We start from the raw sequence: 18,825 nt of genomic DNA, 5'->3' as shown, positions 1-18,825 counted from the left end.
GCTGAATCCTTATGTTATGGTTCCATTATACGGGTCCAAACAAGGGTTCGCAATCAATTTTTAAGTGAGTAGACATGAGGGGTGAGTAAAGTTGGCAGGACATCTTGTTCAGTATGGTCGACGCACTCGGCGGAGCTATGCGAGAATTAAAGAGGTACTCGAGGTCCCTAACCTGATCGAAATCCAACAAAAATCGTATGATTGGTTTTTGGAGGAAGGTTTGCGTGAAATGTTTCAGGACATCTCGCCAATCCAGGATTTCACAGGGAATTTGGTGCTTGAGTTCATTGATTACAGCCTAGGCGAACCGAAGTATACGGTTGACGACGCTAAAGAGCGGGACGTAACATATGCGGCTCCTCTACGTGTGAAGGTGCGGCTCATTAATAAGGAGACCGGTGAGGTCAAAGAGCAGGAAGTGTTCATGGGAGATTTCCCGCTGATGACGGAGACCGGCACTTTCATTATCAATGGTGCGGAACGGGTTATTGTCAGCCAGTTGGTTCGCTCTCCAAGCGTCTATTTCAGCACGAAAGTAGATAAGAACGGCAAAAAAACCTACACCGCCACAGTAATTCCAAACCGCGGAGCCTGGCTTGAACTGGAGACCGACGCTAAGGATATCATGTATGTCCGTATCGACCGGACCCGTAAAATTCCAGTTACAGTGCTTCTGCGTGCTCTCGGTTTCGGCAGTGATGCTGAAATCCTGGAACTGCTGGGTAATGATGAATATATTCGCAATACGCTGGATAAAGACAATACGGACTCCACGGAGAAGGCGCTTATTGAAATCTACGAGCGTCTGCGTCCGGGTGAACCGCCGACACTGGATAATGCTAAGAGCCTTTTGGTTGCACGTTTCTTCGATCCGAAGCGCTATGACTTGGCCAATGTAGGCCGTTACAAAATCAATAAGAAGCTGCACATTAAGAACCGGTTGTTTAACCAGCGTCTGGCACAGCCTTTGGTTGATGAATCCACTGGGGAAATTCTGGCGGAATCCGGACAAATGGTTGACCGCAGACTTCTTGATGAGCTGATTCCTTATTTTGAGAAGGATGTCGCTGCCAAGACCTACCGTGTTACCGGCGGAGTGCTGGACAGTGAAGATATCCCGCTGCAAACGATCGATGTATTCTCGCCGATCGAAGAAGGCCGGGTTATCAAGCTGATTGCCAACGGCAATATCGACAAATCCGTTAAGCATATTACCCAGGCTGATATTATATCCTCAATCAGCTACTTTATTAATCTGCTGCACGGTATCGGCAACACAGATGACATTGACCACTTGGGTAACCGCCGTCTGCGTTCCGTAGGTGAATTGCTGCAGAACCAATTCCGCATCGGGCTGTCCCGTATGGAACGCGTAGTGCGTGAGAGAATGTCGATTCAGGATGCGAATGCAATTACTCCGCAGGCCCTGATCAATATTCGTCCGGTCATTGCGTCCATTAAAGAGTTCTTCGGCAGCTCCCAGCTGTCGCAGTTTATGGACCAGACGAACCCGCTGGCAGAACTTACGCATAAGCGTCGTCTGTCTGCACTCGGACCCGGCGGTCTGACCCGTGAACGCGCGGGTTTTGAAGTTCGAGACGTGCATCACAGTCACTACGGCCGGATGTGTCCAATCGAAACACCGGAAGGTCCGAACATTGGTCTGATCAACTCCTTGTCCACCTTTGCCCGCATCAATGAATACGGCTTTATTGAAGCTCCGTACCGTTGGGTGGATCCGAAGACCGGCAAGGTCACAGAGCATATCGATTATCTGACCGCCGATGAAGAAGACAACTATGTAGTTGCGCAGGCAAACGTGCAGATTGATGAAGATGGAACCTTTAAGGAAGATATGGTTATCGTCCGTTACAACAAGGATTCAGACAACATCACGACTATGCCTAGTAACCGTGTTGACTACATGGACGTTTCGCCAAAACAGGTTGTATCGGTCGCTACGGCGCTCATTCCGTTCCTGGAGAACGATGACTCCAACCGCGCACTGATGGGATCTAACATGCAGCGCCAAGCCGTTCCGCTTCTGATTCCGAAGGCTCCGCTTGTCGGTACAGGAATGGAGCATAAGTCCGCTAAGGACTCCGGCGTATGTATTGTCTCCAAATATGACGGTATTATTGAACGCTCTTCTGCCAATGAGATCTGGCTGCGCCGGGTTGAGATGGTTGAAGGCAAAGAAGTCAAAGGTGATATCGTTAAATATAAATTACACAAATTTATGCGTTCGAACCAAGGGACTTGCATAAATCAGCGTCCGCTTGCTAAAAGAGGCGACATTGTGAAGAAGGGTGACATTCTTGCGGATGGTCCTTCCACCGAAATGGGCGAATTGGCTCTGGGCCGCAACGTAGTTGTTGCGTTCATGACATGGGAAGGTTACAACTACGAGGATGCGATCCTGCTGAGTGAGAAGCTGGTGAAGGAAGATGTATACACTTCGATTCATATCGAGGAATACGAATCCGAAGCTCGTGACACGAAGCTGGGACCTGAAGAAATTACCCGTGATATTCCAAATGTCGGCGAAGAAGCACTCCGTAACTTGGACGAACGCGGTATCATCCGCATTGGTGCGGAAATCAATGCCGGTGACATCCTTGTAGGTAAGGTAACTCCTAAGGGTGTAACTGAACTGACTGCCGAAGAACGTCTGCTCCATGCAATCTTCGGGGAAAAAGCACGTGAAGTTCGCGATACCTCCTTGCGTGTTCCGCATGGTAGTGATGGTATTATCGTTGACGTCAAAGTATTCACACGTGAGAACGGCGATGAGCTGCCTCCGGGTGTAAATCAGCTGGTTCGTGTCTACATCGCCCAGAAACGTAAAATCTCTGAGGGTGACAAAATGGCTGGACGTCACGGTAACAAGGGTGTCGTTGCCCGTATTCTTCCTGAGGAAGATATGCCATTCCTGCCGGACGGTACACCGGTACAGGTAGTACTGAACCCGCTGGGCGTTCCTTCCCGTATGAACATCGGACAGGTGCTGGAGGTCCATCTTGGTATGGCTGCCCTTCGTCTGGGCATCCATGTAGCTACTCCGGTATTTGACGGTGCCCGCGAGTATGACGTCTTTGATACGATGGAAGAAGCCGGCATGCAGCGCAATGGTAAGACTGTGCTGTACGACGGACGTACAGGCGAACGCTTCGAGCGTGAAGTAACTGTCGGTGTTATGCACATGATCAAGCTGGCGCATATGGTTGATGATAAGATTCATGCCCGTTCCACAGGTCCTTACTCACTCGTTACCCAGCAGCCTCTCGGCGGTAAAGCCCAGTTTGGTGGACAACGTTTCGGGGAGATGGAAGTATGGGCGCTTGAAGCTTACGGCGCAGCCTATACACTGCAGGAAATCTTGACGGTGAAATCCGATGACGTGGTTGGCCGTGTGAAGACGTATGAATCCATTGTCAAAGGCGAGAACCTGCCGGAACCTGGCGTGCCTGAAGCGTTCAAAGTATTGATCAAGGAACTGCAGTCGCTCGGTATGGATGTCAAAATCCTCAGCGGTGATGAGCAGGAGATTGAGATGAAAGAACTGGACGATGAGGACGAGACGTCAGGCGACAAGCTGAGCCTTAACTTGGAAGGCGCAGAAGTCGGAATAGAGTAGTCAGATCTAGAGTAATTTCATGTAAATGAACCGTGCCCTCTGTTGACTTGACCGTCAAGAGAGGGCCTATGCGGTAATAAATCAGGATAGAGATTAAGGAGGGTTGCTCCTTGTTGGACATTAACAGTTTTGAATTTATGAAGATCGGGCTTGCATCTCCGGAAAAAATTCGTTCTTGGTCCCGCGGAGAAGTGAAAAAACCGGAAACCATTAACTATCGTACTTTGAAACCGGAAAAAGAGGGCTTGTTCTGCGAGCGCATTTTCGGACCGCAAAAGGACTGGGAATGTCATTGCGGCAAGTACAAACGTGTACGTTACAAAGGCGTTGTGTGTGACCGTTGCGGCGTTGAAGTAACTCGTGCCAAGGTTCGCCGTGAACGCATGGGTCACATCGAACTGGCAGCACCCGTCTCTCATATCTGGTATTTCAAAGGGATTCCTAGCCGTATGGGCCTGGCCCTCGACATGTCCCCGAGATCGCTTGAAGAGATCATCTACTTTGCATCTTATGTTGTAACTGATCCAGGTGAAACACCACTGGAGAAGAAACAGCTTCTGTCCGAGAAAGAATACCGCAGCTACCGTGAAAAATATGGCTACGGATTCCAGGCCGGCATGGGTGCTGAGGCCGTTAAGAAACTCCTTCAGGATATCGATATCGATAAAGAACTGGAGTTCCTCAAAGAAGAGCTGCGTACAGCTCAGGGCCAACGCCGCAACCGGGCGATCAAACGCCTGGAAGTAATCGAGGCTTTCCGCAACTCCGGCAACAAGCCTGACTGGATGATCATGGATGTGCTTCCGGTTATTCCTCCAGAGCTTCGTCCAATGGTTCAACTCGATGGCGGACGTTTTGCGACGTCTGACCTTAATGATCTGTATCGCCGTGTAATTAACCGGAACAACCGTCTGAAGAGACTGCTCGATCTGGGTGCACCTGATATTATCGTGCAGAACGAGAAACGTATGCTTCAAGAAGCCGTGGATGCATCGATTGACAACGGCCGCCGTGGCCGCCCTGTAACCGGGCCTGGTAACCGTCCGCTCAAATCGCTCAGCCACATGCTGAAAGGTAAGCAGGGACGTTTCCGCCAGAACCTGCTCGGTAAACGCGTTGACTATTCCGGCCGTTCCGTTATCGTTGTAGGACCGTATCTCAAAATGTACCAGTGCGGTCTGCCGAAAAAAATGGCGCTTGAATTGTTCAAGCCGTTCGTCATGAAAGAGCTCGTGAACAAGGGGCTTGCCCATAACATCAAGAGCGCCAAACGTAAAGTTGAACGTGTAAGCCCTGAAGTCTGGGATGTGCTTGAAGACGTTATTAAGGAGCATCCGGTTCTGCTGAACCGCGCACCTACGCTTCACAGACTGGGGATTCAGGCATTTGAGCCGATCCTGGTTGAAGGTCATGCCATTCGTCTGCATCCGCTCGTATGTACGGCTTACAACGCCGACTTTGACGGTGACCAGATGGCGGTGCACGTACCTCTGTCAGCGGAAGCTCAGGCTGAAGCTCGTATTCTGATGCTGGCCTCGGGCAACATCCTGAACCCTAAGGACGGCAAACCGGTAGTTACCCCTTCCCAGGATATGGTCCTTGGTACATTCTATTTGACCATGGACAACAAGGAAGAAAAAGGGACCGGTATGATTCTGCGCACTGTGAACGAAGCTGTATCGGCTTACCAGCGTGGAACCGCAGGCCTGCATGCACGTGTAGCTATTCCTGCTAAAGCTCTCGGCAAAACTTGCTTCACCGAAGCCCAGCAGAACGCAATGCTCGTTACGACGATCGGTAAGATTATCTTCAATGAAATCTATCCGAGCAGCTTCCCGTATATCAACGAAGCAACTAAGACCAATCTGCTGCAAGGCACACCAGAGAAGTACTTTATCTATGAAAAAGGCGCGGATATCCGCGAGCTTATTCTGAGCCTGCCGGACGCAAGTGCTGTAGGGAAGGAATATTTGGGGCTGATTATTGCCCGCTGCTTTGAAATCTACCATACCACTAAGACATCCATGATTTTGGATAAAATCAAGCAGCTCGGCTTCACGTACTCCACCCGTTCCGGTGTAACAGTAGCCGTATCGGATGTTATTGTACCTGAAGAAAAGATAACCATTCTTAAAGAGTCGGAAGCCAAGGTTGATGTGGTTGCGAACCAATACCGCCGTGGTCTGATTACCAATGATGAGCGTTATGACCGTGTTATTGAAATCTGGTCGAAGACTAAGGATGATCTGACGAACATCCTGCTGAAATCGATGGACCGGTTCAACTCCATCATGCTCATGGTGGACTCCAAGGCGCGCGGTAACAAATCGCAGATTACACAGCTGGGTGGTATGCGTGGTCTGATGGCTACGCCGTCCGGACGGATTTTTGAATTGCCGATCAAGGCGAACTTCCGTGAAGGCCTTACAGTCCTCGAGTACTTTATCTCCACTCACGGAGCGCGTAAAGGTCTGGCGGATACAGCGCTGCGTACAGCGGACTCTGGTTACCTGACCCGCCGTCTCGTAGACGTGGCACAGGATGTTATCGTCCGTGAAGATGACTGCGGCACCGATAAAGGTTTCACTGTCAGCCGTATTCAGGATGGCAAGGAAGTTATTGAGGATCTGTACGACCGTATTGAAGGACGTTACTCCTTTGAAACCGTCCGTCATCCGGAAACGAAGGAAATCATTGTTAACCGGAACGATCTGATTGACTCCGATAAGGCTGAGGAGATCGTGAATGCCGGGGTAACCAAGCTGCAAATCCGTTCCGTGCTGAGCTGCCGTGCCCGTCACGGGGTCTGCAAAAAATGTTACGGACGCAATCTGGCAACAGGCAAACATGTGGATATCGGTGAGGCCGTAGGGATTATCGCCGCTCAATCCATCGGTGAGCCGGGAACCCAGCTTACCATGCGTACGTTCCATACCGGTGGTGTTGCCGGTGATGACATCACGCAAGGTTTGCCGCGTATTCAAGAGTTGTTTGAAGCCCGCAACCCTAAAGGACAGGCGACAATCAGCGAAATTGACGGGGTGATCAAGGAAATCCGTGAAACTAAGGACCGCCGCGAAATCGAGGTTCAAGGTGAAGCGGAATCCAAGACCTACTCCATTACCTATGGTTCCCGTCTGCGTGTCAGTGAAGGCCAGGAGATTGAAGCTGGAGATGAACTGACAGACGGTTCGATCGATCCAAAAGAAATGCTGCGCATCAAAGGGATCCGCGGGTACAGAACTACATTCTGCAGGAAGTGCAGCGTGTATATCGTAACCAGGGCGTAGAAATCAATGATAAGCACATTGAAGTTATGATCAAACAGATGCTGCGCAAAATCCGCATCATCGAAGCCGGCGATACAAATCTGTTGCCGGGCGCTTTCTCGGATATCCATGAATATGAAGCTGCCAACAAGGAAGCCATCCTTACCGGTAAAGAGCCTGCAGTCGCTAAGCCAGTGCTGCTCGGGATTACCAAAGCTTCCCTTGAGACAGATTCCTTCCTGTCTGCGGCGTCCTTCCAGGAAACGACTCGTGTCCTGACAGATGCTGCAATCAAAGGAAAAGTGGATAAGCTTCTCGGCCTGAAAGAAAATGTTCTGATTGGTAAGTTGATTCCTGCCGGTACGGGTATGAACCGTTACCGCAATGTCAAACTGAGCGATCCGAATGAAGAAAACCTGCTGGAAGACTTAGAAACTGTACCTGCTGAATAATAGAATCACCATAAGCAGTTTAATCGCGTCACGGTTCCTTAGGGGGAGCGTGGCGCGGCTGGCTGCTGTGATTTCCAGCAAAATTATTGCTGATTTTCTTGACATCATCCGATGATAATGCTAATATGTCTAAGGTGCGTGAGTAGCCGCGTTATTCTTATTCATTGGAGGTAATATTTTATTATGACTGATGATATGGGATTGCAGGATGCTCAGGTCAAGATCGGTACCAAACAAACCGTCAAGGCGGTAGAATTGGGCCAAGCTGCAGAAGTCTATGTGGCGGAGGACGGAGATCAACGGCTTACTTCCAGAATTGTTATGCTTTGCAACAAACAGGGCGTGAAGATCACTTATGTGGACACCATGCTGAACTTGGGCAAAGCCTGCGGTATAGAAGTTGGTGCTGCTATGGCAGCCGTCTTAAAACAATAGCAAGGAAATTGTTTTTGTACCGGGGGTACACACCGGAGGCAAAGACTTTTCATTTGTCTTTTTATGAACCACCTGGGTCTGTGGACTTAATGTTCGTAAATGGATTATCATTTCAGGAAGGGGGTGGCACAACATGCCAACTATTAATCAATTGGTTCGTAAAGGCCGTCAAGCCAAAATCGAAAAGTCCAAATCTCCCGCTCTGCAAAAAGGGTTCAACGCCCTGAAGCGTGAGGCTACAAACTTGAGCGCTCCGCAGAAACGCGGTGTATGCACTCGTGTAGGCACAATGACACCACGTAAACCAAACTCCGCACTTCGTAAGTATGCCCGTGTTCGTCTGACGAACCGTCTTGAGGTGACTGCTTACATTCCGGGGATCGGACATAACCTTCAAGAGCACAGCGTAGTATTGCTGCGCGGAGGTAAAGTTAAGGACCTTGCGGGAGTTCGTTACCACATCGTACGTGGCGCTCTGGATACAGCAGGTGTAGCTAACCGGATGCAGGCTCGCTCCAAATACGGTGCGAAACGTCCTAAAGCTAAGAAATAAGATTACAAGACCTGAATAATAAACATTTAAGAAAGGGGGATATCCATGCCACGCAAAGGTCCAGTTACTAAGAGAGATGTATTGCCAGATCCATTGTATAATAGCAAGTTGGTTACCCGTTTGATCAACCGTATTATGCTGGGTGGTAAAAGAGGTGTCGCTCAAAGCATTCTGTACAATTCGTTTAAATTGATCCAAGAACGTACTGGCAAAGAGCCGATGGAAGTTTTCGAAGCTGCCATCAAGAACATCATGCCGGTATTGGAAGTTAAAGCTCGTCGTGTCGGCGGTGCTAACTACCAGGTGCCTATCGAAGTTAAACCTGAGAGACGTACTGCTCTGGGATTACGTTGGCTCGTGAACTACTCACGCAACCGCGGCGAGAAGACTATGGAAGAGCGTTTGGCGGCTGAGATCATCGATGCTTCCAACAACACAGGCGCTTCCGTTAAGAAACGCGAAGACACGCACAAAATGGCTGAAGCGAACAAAGCGTTTGCTCACTACCGCTGGTAGGATCTAAAGCCGTTCAAATAACTTATATTTTGAAGGGAGACCCATTTCATGGCAAGAGAGTTCTCCTTGAAAAATACACGTAATATCGGGATCATGGCACATATTGATGCTGGTAAGACTACTACCACTGAGCGGATTCTATTCTACACAGGCCGTACGCACAAAATCGGTGAAGTTCACGAGGGTGCTGCTACAATGGACTGGATGGAACAAGAACAAGAGCGCGGAATCACCATTACTTCTGCTGCTACAACTGCTTCGTGGAAAGGTCACCGCATCAATATCATTGATACTCCGGGACACGTTGACTTCACTGTTGAAGTTGAACGTTCCCTTCGTGTATTGGATGGGGCAGTAGGCGTTTTCAGTGCGAAAGAGGGCGTTGAGCCTCAGTCTGAAACTGTATGGAGACAGGCTGACCGGTATGGTGTTCCCCGTATCGCATATGTCAACAAAATGGATATCATCGGCGCGGACTTCCTTAACGTTGTAGAAAGCATGCGTGATCGCTTGCAAGCCAATGCAGTTGCCATTCAACTGCCAATTGGCGCCGAAAACGACTTCGTTGGTATTATTGACCTGGTTGAGCAGAAAGCTCACATCTTCAAAGATGACCTGGGCCAAAACATCGAAGTAACGGACATTCCGGCTGATTATCTGGAACAAGTTGAGGAGCGCCGTCTCGAGCTGATCGAGAAGGTTGCAGAACTCGACGAAGATCTGACTATGAAGTACCTGGAAGGCGAAGAAATTACAGTTGATGAAATCAAGGCTGCGCTGCGCAAAGGCGTATGTGAAGTTAAGATCTTCCCTGTAATTGTCGGATCCTCCTACCGCAACAAAGGTGTTCAGCTGATGATGGATGCTGTTGTTGATTACTTGCCATCGCCTCTGGATGTACCTGCTATTCAAGGTCATCTGGATGACGGTACTGAAGCGGTTCGCCACTCTTCGGATGAAGAACCATTCTCAGCACTGGCATTTAAAATCATGACTGACCCTTATGTCGGTAAACTTACGTTCTTCCGTGTATACTCCGGTATTCTGGAATCCGGTTCTTACGTAGTTAACGCTACCAAGAACAAACGTGAGCGCATCGGCCGTATCCTGCAGATGCATGCGAACAGCCGCCAAGAAATCTCCATCGTATATGCTGGTGATATCGCGGCAGCCGTTGGTCTGAAGGACACAAGCACTGGTGATACACTTTGCGACGAGAAACATCCGGTTATCCTGGAATCCATGAACTTCCCTGATCCGGTTATCGAAATCGCAGTTGAGCCAAAAACCAAAGCTGACCAAGATAAATTGGGCGTTGCTCTAGGTAAGCTGACTGAAGAGGATCCAACTCTTCGTGCGCATACTGATGAAGAAACTGGCCAAACCATCCTGGCAGGTATGGGTGAGCTTCACCTTGACATTATCATCGACCGCATGCGCCGCGAATTCAAGGTAGAAACCAACGTGGGTAAACCACAGGTTGCTTACCGTGAAACATTCAAAGCACCAGCGCGCGTCGAAGGTAAATTCGTTCGCCAATCCGGCGGTCGCGGTCAGTACGGTCACGTGTGGGTTGAATTCGAACCTCTCGAGCCAGGTACTGGCAGCCAATTCGAAAGTAAAGTTGTCGGTGGTTCCGTTCCTAGAGAATACATCGCTCCTGCACTTGCCGGTATTGAAGAGCAAATGAAAAACGGCGTTCTTGCAGGCTTCCCGCTTGTAGACGTTAAGGCTACCATCGTAGATGGATCCTACCATGATGTTGACTCCAACGAAATGGCGTTCAAAATCGCCGGCTCGATGGCACTCAAAGCAGCCAAAGACAAGTGTAAGCCTGTCCTGCTTGAGCCAATCATGAAAGTGGAAGTAACTGTTCCTGAGGAATACATGGGCGATGTAATGGGTATGCTGAACTCCCGTCGCGGCAGAATCGAAGGTATGGATTCCCGTGGTGGAGCGCAGATTATCCGTGCGAAGGTGCCTCTTTCCGAAATGTTCGGTTATTCCACAACACTCCGTTCCGGTACTCAAGGACGTGGCGTATTCTCGATGGAACTTTCTCACTACGAAGAAGTGCCTAAGACTATCGCTGAAGAAATCGTCTCCAAGAACAAAGGCGCAGAGTAATCGCATTTTTTAACTTGCCGTCCGGATATCAAACTCAGTCATCTAAGAATTGCATGTAGGCGGGCGGCTCAAATATAAGGAACCCCACATTAAGGAGGAACTGTTCAAATGGCAAAGGCAAAGTTTGAACGTAACAAACCGCACGTTAACATCGGTACTATCGGTCACGTCGACCATGGTAAAACAACTCTGACTGCTGCAATTACTACTGTATTGTCCAAAAAATACGGTGGCGCTGCTGTAGCATTCGACCAGATCGACAAAGCTCCAGAAGAACGCGAACGTGGTATCACAATCTCCACAGCTCACGTTGAATATGAAACTCCTAACCGTCACTACGCACACGTAGACTGCCCTGGACACGCCGACTATGTTAAAAACATGATCACCGGCGCAGCGCAGATGGACGGAGCAATCCTGGTTGTATCCGCAGCTGACGGCCCTATGCCACAGACTCGCGAACACATCCTGTTGTCCCGCCAGGTAGGCGTTCCTTACATCGTCGTATTCCTGAACAAATGCGACATGGTTGAAGACGAAGAGCTTCTGGAACTGGTTGAAATGGAAGTACGCGATCTGCTGAACGAATACGAATTCCCAGGTGATGATACTCCAATCATCCGTGGATCCGCTCGTGAAGCTCTGCAGAACCCTGATGGCGACTATGCACAGAAGATCGTTGAAATGTTCGAAACGATCGACACGTACATTCCGCTTCCAGAACGCGATACTGACAAGCCTTTCTTGATGCCTGTCGAAGACGTATTCTCCATCACTGGCCGCGGTACTGTGGCAACTGGTCGCGTAGAACGCGGAACAGTTAAAGTCGGAGAAGAAGTTGAAATCGTGGGTATCCACGAAGACAAGAAAAAATCCGTTGTTACGGGCGTTGAAATGTTCCGTAAATTGCTGGATTCCGCTCAAGCTGGTGACAACATCGGAGCCCTGCTGCGTGGTGTTGACCGCAACATGATCGAACGCGGACAAGTATTGGCTAAGCCAAACTCCGTTAACCCACACACTGAGTTCACTGCTCAGATCTACGTTCTGACTAAAGAAGAAGGCGGACGTCACAAACCATTCTTCACTGGTTACCGTCCACAGTTCTACTTCCGTACAACTGACGTAACTGGCATCATCAACCTGCCAGAAGGTACTGAAATGGTTATGCCTGGTGACAACATCACTGTAACCGTACAACTGATCTCCCCTATCGCTATTGAAGAAGGTACTAAATTCTCCATTCGCGAAGGCGGACGTACAGTTGGCGCCGGTACTGTTGCTTCCATCCAAAAATAATCCGGTTCTATCCGTTAGGATAGATCTGAACCAAAAAACAGGGATTCTTCTAACGAAGAGTCCCTGTTTTTTCAAATAGAAGCGTATATGTTTCTGCTTGTATAAAAAAACTCCACTTTCAAATATCTGAAAGCAGAGCCGCAAATGTATTTTAGATTTCCTTGGCGTACATGGGCGCAGGAATCTTACTTAAGACAACATGCAAACTTGCGGGTTGATCACTGGTGTTAGTATAGGCAAAGGATTCATCACCGGCAATATGGAGAATATCTCCTTCCACAAAAGCATAATCCACTTCGTTCACTTGGATGCTTCCTTTTCCTTTTAAGGCTAAGAGGTATACCTCGGCTCCAGGGTGCTTGTGGACAGGCAGCTGCTGACCGGGCATAAAGTTAAGCACAAATACCAAGCTGTTCCCTTTTTGAAAAAGTACTCTCTTCGTAAAATGTTCCTCATGATACTGAATTGCTTCCGCTACTGTTTTTTTCTCCATGCTAATCCCTGCTTTCAATTATTTTTATTTGCTGCAATTACAGCTTAACCTCATATTCACAATGTTCATGGCCGGTAGCATTACATTTAATCTCTTTTACGGCAACTCTTCGTCCTAATATTTTAGTGAGAGATCCTTCGAGAATGGCTCCTTCCAAATCACAAATCATTTTCTCCTCCTCTAGTGAAGGAAGGCCTTTACAGAAGCAATCCTCCACAGCAATGTTAATTTTGTACTCATCTGAGTGAATTATACGGGGAATTCCAATCTTAAGGGACTCAAACAGCATAAGCAGCTCTTCAACTGTGGCGGCTGGCAGACTTTCCCCAATTTTCCTTCCTATCGTAAGTGTGGTCCCTTTACCGCCGAGCGGCAGTCCTTGATTTAAACCAATTAGACGGATAGTCCGGAATAGTTCAAGGGGAACCATATCTCCCAGGTGTGAACGGTCCATCTTTTTCATATCTTCAAAGGTATATTGCAGCATGGCCGGCTTCAGCTCCTTTATGTTCTATTTCTATACTCTGATTTTGCGGGAGAAAGAGATACTTTTCCTTGATGCAGATCAATTTTTCTGGAATATTGTGCGGACAATCACTCGGACTCCTTAGAATCCTTGTTATGGTGAAATAGCAGAGAAGAAAGGGAGGGAGAAAAATGATGAATTGCAATGCTTGTGAGTCATTATCTTGTGTCCGGGGGGTACCGGTGTTTGAGAGTCTTTCGGACAAAGAACTGGAGATGATCGAAGCTATCATTGAATCCCATCATTATAATAGAGGCCAGCAGGTATTCAGAGAGGGTGAAGAGTCGGATTCATTGTTTGTGGTGAAAAACGGACTCATTAAATTGACCCAAAGTAATGAAGAGGGAAAGCAGCATGTGGTGAGATATCTTTTTCCGGGAGATTATTTCGGGCAGTTCGCGCTGCTGCACCATAAACGGAATAACTTTACTGCGGAGATTGTAGAAAGTGGAAGGGTATGCCGGTTGCGGCGTAAAGATTTTCTGCCTCTTTTAGAGCAAAATGCTTCCTTGGCGTTCAGCTTTTTGATGTCCATGAGCGAGCAGCTGCAGCAGGCAGAAGAGACAGCAGGCGTCATGCATATGTTTGAGGTGGAAACGCGGCTTGCAAGGCTGCTGGTAAAATTGACATATAGCAACAAAACAGAGGCGTTCCCTCCAACCCGTAACCAAGTGATTGAACTTCCTTCAGCGAAAAAGGAAATCGCAGCCATGATTGGAACAACCGCTGAAACTTTAAGCCGCAAGCTGCACAAATTAGAAGCCGGAAATATTATCGCTGTACGCAAAAGAAGTGTGGAAATTATCGATATGGAAGCCCTTTGCCGAATAGGAGGGTGCTGAGAGAGGAAGTTCCATATTGCTATATATTGAAAATGATTTGAGCCTCATCAATGATAAGCTCTACCTGAAATTCGACATTTCATGACAATAAACTGCGATAGATTTAATATTAAGCGACAATTTTCTACAAAATAATATTTAAAATTCTTTACATCTCTCCAGTGTATAAGGTAGAATATTTCTATATAATAATGTAAATTATTAGAAATATGGGGGAGCTGGGTATGGAAAAAAAGCCGTTTTCTTTTAAACATGGATTTTCGTCACGCAATGCTGATAAGGAAGACCTCGCTGCCCCCTCAACTGTTAGTAATGACGGTTCCTCTCTACCGCGAAGTTCTTTTTATACCCTTGAAGGCCATGATGAGTTGAATGAGCAAATGCAAATGATATATTTATCTGTAGAAGATCTGAAGCTGCTGCAGCAAATGAAGCCAATCGTCGAGAAAGATATCGACTACATTACTGACCAGTTTTATCAGACGGTGCTGGGTGTGGATAAGCTGCAGACGATCATTCTGGAACATAGCAGTATAGAGCGGCTCAAAAAAACCTTGCGTGAGCATATTATCGAAATGTTTGAAGGTACTATTAATGAAGAATATATCGCCAAACGTCTGACTATTGCCAAAATACATAAGCGTGTTGGACTTGAGCCCAAATGGTATCTTTCCGCTTTTCAGAATTTGCAAAATGTATTTATCACTGTCATCTACAATGAGACCGGTAAGGATAATGAACGGCTCAAAGTTGTTCAGACGGTAACCAAGCTGCTAAATCTGGAGCAACAGCTGGTTCTGGAAGCTTATGAGAAAGAAAATATCAGGGAGAAGGAAGAGCAGTATCTTCTAGTGAAAAATGAACTAAAGCAAAAAATTGCTGAATTCAGCGGCGAGCTAATAGATCTGAGCATTGATACCAATGCTGCTGTAGAACAATTGGTTGCGAGCAGCAATGAAGTGAACGATACTTTCCGCCGTACGGCTGCATCTGCTTTGGAATCGCAAGGAATGGCCACAGAAGGTCATGGACATCTGGATAGTCTTACAGGACAGATTAACCTGATCTATGAGAGCACGCATGCTATGGAGCGCTCAGTGAATGAGCTAAGCAGCTCATCCAAGCAGATTCAAAAGATTGTGGCTGCAGTCCAGGATATAGCTGATCAGACTAAAATATTGTCGCTTAACGCCACCATCGAAGCAGCGCGGGCAGGTGAGCATGGCAAAGGCTTCAGTGTGGTTGAAGGGGAGGTAAGCCGCCTGGCGGAGGATACGAAGAATACAGTTGTGCGAATTGGAGAGCTGACCGAGCAATCGGGCAGTCTTACGAGGCAGGTCGTTGAGGAAATCCGGAAAGTGCAGGAGCTGACCCAAAGCGGAAGGCTTCAATCCATAGAGACCAGTCAGCTTTTCAGCGACATTGTGAAATCCATGCAGGTTAGCACACAGGAGATAGTGACCGTAGAAGAAGAGATTAAAGTGTTGATTCAGACCATCGAGGGGATTGGATCAAGTACAGCACAAACAGCGGCATCTGCGGAGTATTTTAAGAAAGCTACAGACAATCTTTAAGCCATAAAGAGCGGCCATTGCCCAATAACTTCTATAATAATAGAAAGAAAACAGTGCCTGAAAAAATTATGCACTGTTTTTCTGTTTTCACTTGCAATGTTACCGCCTATTAGATATAATAATAAATGTTGTTCTGAGACGTTGCGATGATGTGAGAGGTTACTGACACACCCGGCCCCTTTGCCATGAGGCCGACGTCAGAAAATTTTCACGGAGTATGTCCGATAATAAATTGGGCGATAGAAGGAGGGACTAAAATGGCAAAGCAAAAAATTCGTATCCGCTTGAAAGCATACGACCACAGAATTCTTGATCAATCCGCAGAGAAAATCGTTGAAACAGCAAAACGTTCGGGTGCTGGTGTATCCGGGCCGATTCCGTTGCCAACTGAGAAACAAGTGATTACTATTCTCCGTGCGGTACACAAGTACAAGGATTCCCGTGAGCAGTTTGAAATGCGTACTCACAAACGTCTGATCGACATTGTGAATCCGACACCACAAACTGTGGATGCCTTGATGCGCTTGGATCTACCGTCCGGTGTAGATATCGAAATCAAATTGTAATATTACTAAGTAACTAGGAAAGAAAAGAGGTGTCAACATTGAAAGGTATCTTAGGAAAAAAACTCGGTATGACTCAAGTGTTTACTCCAGAAGGTAATGTAATTGCCGTTTCGGTTATCGAAGCTGGACCTTGTGTGGTACTGCAAAAGAAAGACCTGAATATCGACGGATATGAAGCAGTGCAGTTGGGCTTTTCCGACAAAAAGGAAAGTCGCTCCAACAAGCCTGAACAGGGTCACGCCAAAAAGGCAAATGCAACACCTAAGCGCTACGTTCGTGAAATTCGCGGTGTTGACCTCGGGGCTCTCGAGGTTGGACAAGAACTGAAGGCTGATATCTTCACTGAAGGCGAATTTGTTGACGTAACTGGCACTACTAAAGGTAAAGGTTTCCAAGGTGTTATCAAACGTTGGGGCCAAAGCCGCGGACCGATGGCTCACGGATCGCGCTATCACAGAAGACCGGGTTCCATGGGTTCCATTCAAGCTAACCGTGTTCCTAAGGGCAAACGCCTGCCAGGACATATGGGTCATACGACTGTAACGGTTCAAAGACTTGAAATCATCAAGGTAGACGTTGAACGTAACGTGTTGCTGGTTAAAGGTGCAATTCCGGGTCCTAAAAACAGCTTCGTGAAAGTTAAAGAAACCGTAAAGAAATAATTACTGAAGAAAGGAGGAACATGAAATGCCAAAAGTAACACTTTTTAATATCAGCGGTAGCGAAGTTGGTGAAGTTGAACTGAGCGAAACAGTATTCGGTATTGAACCGAATGTGCATGTCCTGCACGAAGCTGTGCTTATGCAGAGAGCTTCCCTGCGCCGTGGTACACACAAAGTAAAAGGACGTTCTGAAGTTCGTGGCGGCGGACGTAAGCCTTGGAAACAAAAAGGTACAGGTCGCGCTCGTCAAGGCTCCATCCGTTCTCCACAATGGAAAGGCGGCGGCGTTGTCTTCGGACCAACACCACGCAGCTATTCCTGGAAATTGCCTAAGAAGGTTCGCCGTTTGGCCATCAAATCCGCTTTGTCCTCGAAAGTTATCGGGAATGACATTATCGTATTGGATAGCCTGACCATGAATGCTCCGAAGACGAAGGAATTCGCGGCAATCCTGAACAACCTGAAAGTGGGCAGCAAAGCTCTGATCGTAGCTCCTAGCTATGACGATAATGTAGCTCTTTCCGCTCGTAACATCCCTGGGGTGAAATTCCTGGCGGCTGACGGCATCAATGTTCTTGACGTACTGACGTACGACAAACTGATTATCACTAAAGAAGCAGTTCAGAAGGTAGAGGAGGTGTTCGCGTAATGAAAGATCCTCGTGATATTATCAAACGTCCGGTGATTACGGAACGCACATCCGAATACATGAGCGAATTGAAGTACGCTTTTGAAGTGGATATCCGTGCTAATAAGACCGAAATCAAAAAAGCTGTTGAGGCTATTTTTAAAGTAAAAGTAGTTAGTGTGAACACAATGCGCGTACCCGGCAAACTGAAACGTTACGGCAAATATTCCGGTTACACTCCGGAGTGGAAAAAAGCCATCGTTAAGCTTAGCCCGGACAGCAAGCCGCTTGAGTTTTTTGAAGCGGTAGAATAAATTCTGTGAAGTAAGGAGGGAAATATAGTGCCAATCAAAAAGTACAAACCGACCTCTCCGGCAAGACGCGCAATGTCCGTGTCTACGTTTGAAGAAATCACAACAAACCAGCCAGAGAAATCGTTGCTTGCGCCTCTGAGCAAAAAGGCAGGACGCAATAACCAAGGTAAAATTACGGTTCGTCACCATGGCGGCGGACACAAGCGTAAATACCGTATTATCGATTTCAAACGGACTAAAGACGGCATACCAGGTAGCGTTGCTACAATCGAGTATGACCCGAACCGTACATCGAACATTGCTTTGATCCACTATGCTGATGGAGAGAAACGTTATATCATCGCTCCTAAAGGCCTTAAAGTTGGGGATAAAGTAGAGTCGGGCCCTGCAGCCGATATCAAAATTGGTAACAGCCTTCCTCTGGAAAACATTCCGGTAGGTACAGTTATCCACAATATCGAGTTGAAGCCAGGCAAGGGCGGACAACTGGTTCGCGCTGCTGGTACAGAAGCTCAACTGCTCGGTAAAGAAGAAAAATACGTTTCCGTTCGCCTGAACTCCGGTGAAGTGCGCAGAATCCTCAGCGTATGCCGCGCAACGATCGGTTCCGTAGGTAACGAAGATCATGAATTGATCAAAATCGGTAAAGCCGGACGCAGTCGCTGGCTTGGCCAACGTCCAGAAGTACGCGGTGTTGTCATGAACCCGAACGATCACCCACACGGTGGTGGTGAAGGCCGCGCTCCAATCGGACGGAAATCGCCTATGTCTCCTTGGGGCAAACCAACCCTCGGCTACAAAACGCGTAAGAAAAACAAGGCATCTGATAAATATATCGTTCGCCGCCGCACAAAATAAGACGCTTCTGGTAAGTTAGCTTAGCGCGAAGCGTCGATTCGCGGTTTTGAAGAACCGGATGAAGGGAGGATTCA

General features: G+C 47.7%; 15 protein-coding genes and 1 pseudogene. 14 read left to right on the top strand and 2 right to left on the bottom strand.

Going from position 1 to position 18,825, the window contains the following annotated elements:
• The first annotated feature begins 91 nt into the window (after positions 1-91).
• The 7 genes and pseudogenes from rpoB (at position 92) to tuf (ending at position 12,288) form a co-directional block, all read left to right on the top strand.
• Positions 92-3,637 (top strand): DNA-directed RNA polymerase subunit beta, encoded by a 3,546-nt coding sequence (gene rpoB, locus JI735_RS05470; RefSeq protein ID WP_039832596.1) that lies wholly within the window; start codon positions 92-94, stop codon positions 3,635-3,637.
• A gap of 110 nt (positions 3,638-3,747) precedes the next feature.
• Positions 3,748-7,358, top strand: a pseudogene (rpoC, locus tag JI735_RS05465) (DNA-directed RNA polymerase subunit beta').
• A gap of 183 nt (positions 7,359-7,541) precedes the next feature.
• On the top strand, positions 7,542-7,793 hold the full coding sequence (locus JI735_RS05460; protein ID WP_020427076.1) for a ribosomal L7Ae/L30e/S12e/Gadd45 family protein: 252 nt from the start codon (positions 7,542-7,544) through the stop codon (positions 7,791-7,793).
• 133 nt (positions 7,794-7,926) lie between these two features.
• Entirely contained in the window at positions 7,927-8,346 is a 420-nt protein-coding gene (rpsL, locus tag JI735_RS05455) for a 30S ribosomal protein S12 (RefSeq protein ID WP_020427075.1), read from the top strand.
• Positions 8,347-8,391: 45 nt separating this feature from the next.
• Positions 8,392-8,862, top strand: a complete 471-nt coding sequence (gene rpsG, locus JI735_RS05450; RefSeq protein WP_020427074.1) for a 30S ribosomal protein S7 — start codon at positions 8,392-8,394, stop codon at positions 8,860-8,862.
• A 48-nt stretch (positions 8,863-8,910) separates the two neighbouring features.
• Positions 8,911-10,989 carry an elongation factor G gene (fusA, locus tag JI735_RS05445; protein ID WP_020427073.1) on the top strand — a complete coding sequence of 693 codons (2,079 nt, stop codon included), beginning with the start codon at positions 8,911-8,913 and terminating at the stop codon, positions 10,987-10,989.
• Between the two features lie 108 nt (positions 10,990-11,097).
• A complete protein-coding gene (gene tuf / locus JI735_RS05440; RefSeq protein ID WP_020427072.1) occupies positions 11,098-12,288 on the top strand; it encodes an elongation factor Tu in 1,191 nt (396 codons plus the stop codon).
• Positions 12,289-12,439: 151 nt separating this feature from the next.
• On the opposite strand, the gene JI735_RS05435 is transcribed toward tuf, so the two are convergent.
• Positions 12,440-12,781 (bottom strand): cupin domain-containing protein, encoded by a 342-nt coding sequence (locus JI735_RS05435; RefSeq protein ID WP_039832599.1) that lies wholly within the window; start codon positions 12,779-12,781, stop codon positions 12,440-12,442.
• Between the two features lie 37 nt (positions 12,782-12,818).
• Positions 12,819-13,268: a V4R domain-containing protein gene (locus JI735_RS05430; RefSeq protein WP_039832600.1), complete on the bottom strand. Its 450-nt coding sequence runs from the start codon at positions 13,266-13,268 to the stop codon at positions 12,819-12,821.
• Positions 13,269-13,438: 170 nt separating this feature from the next.
• Here JI735_RS05430 and JI735_RS05425 point away from each other — a divergent pair, with 170 nt between their 5' ends.
• The 7 genes from JI735_RS05425 to rplB all read left to right on the top strand — a co-directional run bounded on the left by JI735_RS05425 (position 13,439) and on the right by rplB (position 18,751).
• The gene (locus JI735_RS05425; protein WP_039832601.1) at positions 13,439-14,149 is read left to right on the top strand and encodes a Crp/Fnr family transcriptional regulator; all 711 of its coding nucleotides are present in this window, start codon (positions 13,439-13,441) and stop codon (positions 14,147-14,149) included.
• Between the two features lie 209 nt (positions 14,150-14,358).
• Positions 14,359-15,723 carry a protoglobin domain-containing protein gene (locus JI735_RS05420; protein ID WP_083886336.1) on the top strand — a complete coding sequence of 455 codons (1,365 nt, stop codon included), beginning with the start codon at positions 14,359-14,361 and terminating at the stop codon, positions 15,721-15,723.
• Between the two features lie 257 nt (positions 15,724-15,980).
• Positions 15,981-16,289, top strand: coding sequence for a 30S ribosomal protein S10 (gene rpsJ, locus JI735_RS05415; protein ID WP_006676490.1), 309 nt, complete (start codon positions 15,981-15,983; stop codon positions 16,287-16,289).
• Positions 16,290-16,327: 38 nt separating this feature from the next.
• Entirely contained in the window at positions 16,328-16,951 is a 624-nt protein-coding gene (gene rplC / locus JI735_RS05410; RefSeq protein WP_020427068.1) for a 50S ribosomal protein L3, read from the top strand.
• Between the two features lie 25 nt (positions 16,952-16,976).
• Complete coding sequence (rplD, locus tag JI735_RS05405; RefSeq protein WP_020427067.1) at positions 16,977-17,600, top strand: 50S ribosomal protein L4; 624 nt, start codon at positions 16,977-16,979, stop codon at positions 17,598-17,600.
• Positions 17,600-17,893: a 50S ribosomal protein L23 gene (rplW, locus tag JI735_RS05400; protein ID WP_019908225.1), complete on the top strand. Its 294-nt coding sequence runs from the start codon at positions 17,600-17,602 to the stop codon at positions 17,891-17,893. Before rplD ends, rplW begins: the two co-directional genes overlap by 1 nt.
• A gap of 27 nt (positions 17,894-17,920) precedes the next feature.
• Positions 17,921-18,751, top strand: a complete 831-nt coding sequence (rplB, locus tag JI735_RS05395) for a 50S ribosomal protein L2 (protein WP_020427065.1) — start codon at positions 17,921-17,923, stop codon at positions 18,749-18,751.
• Positions 18,752-18,825: the final 74 nt, after the last annotated feature.

The organism is Paenibacillus sonchi (genome assembly GCF_016772475.1).
Lineage (GTDB): Bacteria > Bacillota > Bacilli > Paenibacillales > Paenibacillaceae > Paenibacillus_AQ > Paenibacillus_AQ sonchi.
The sequence above is the reverse complement of the archived record's forward strand: the minus strand, read 5'-3'. Positions and strand labels throughout refer to the sequence as shown.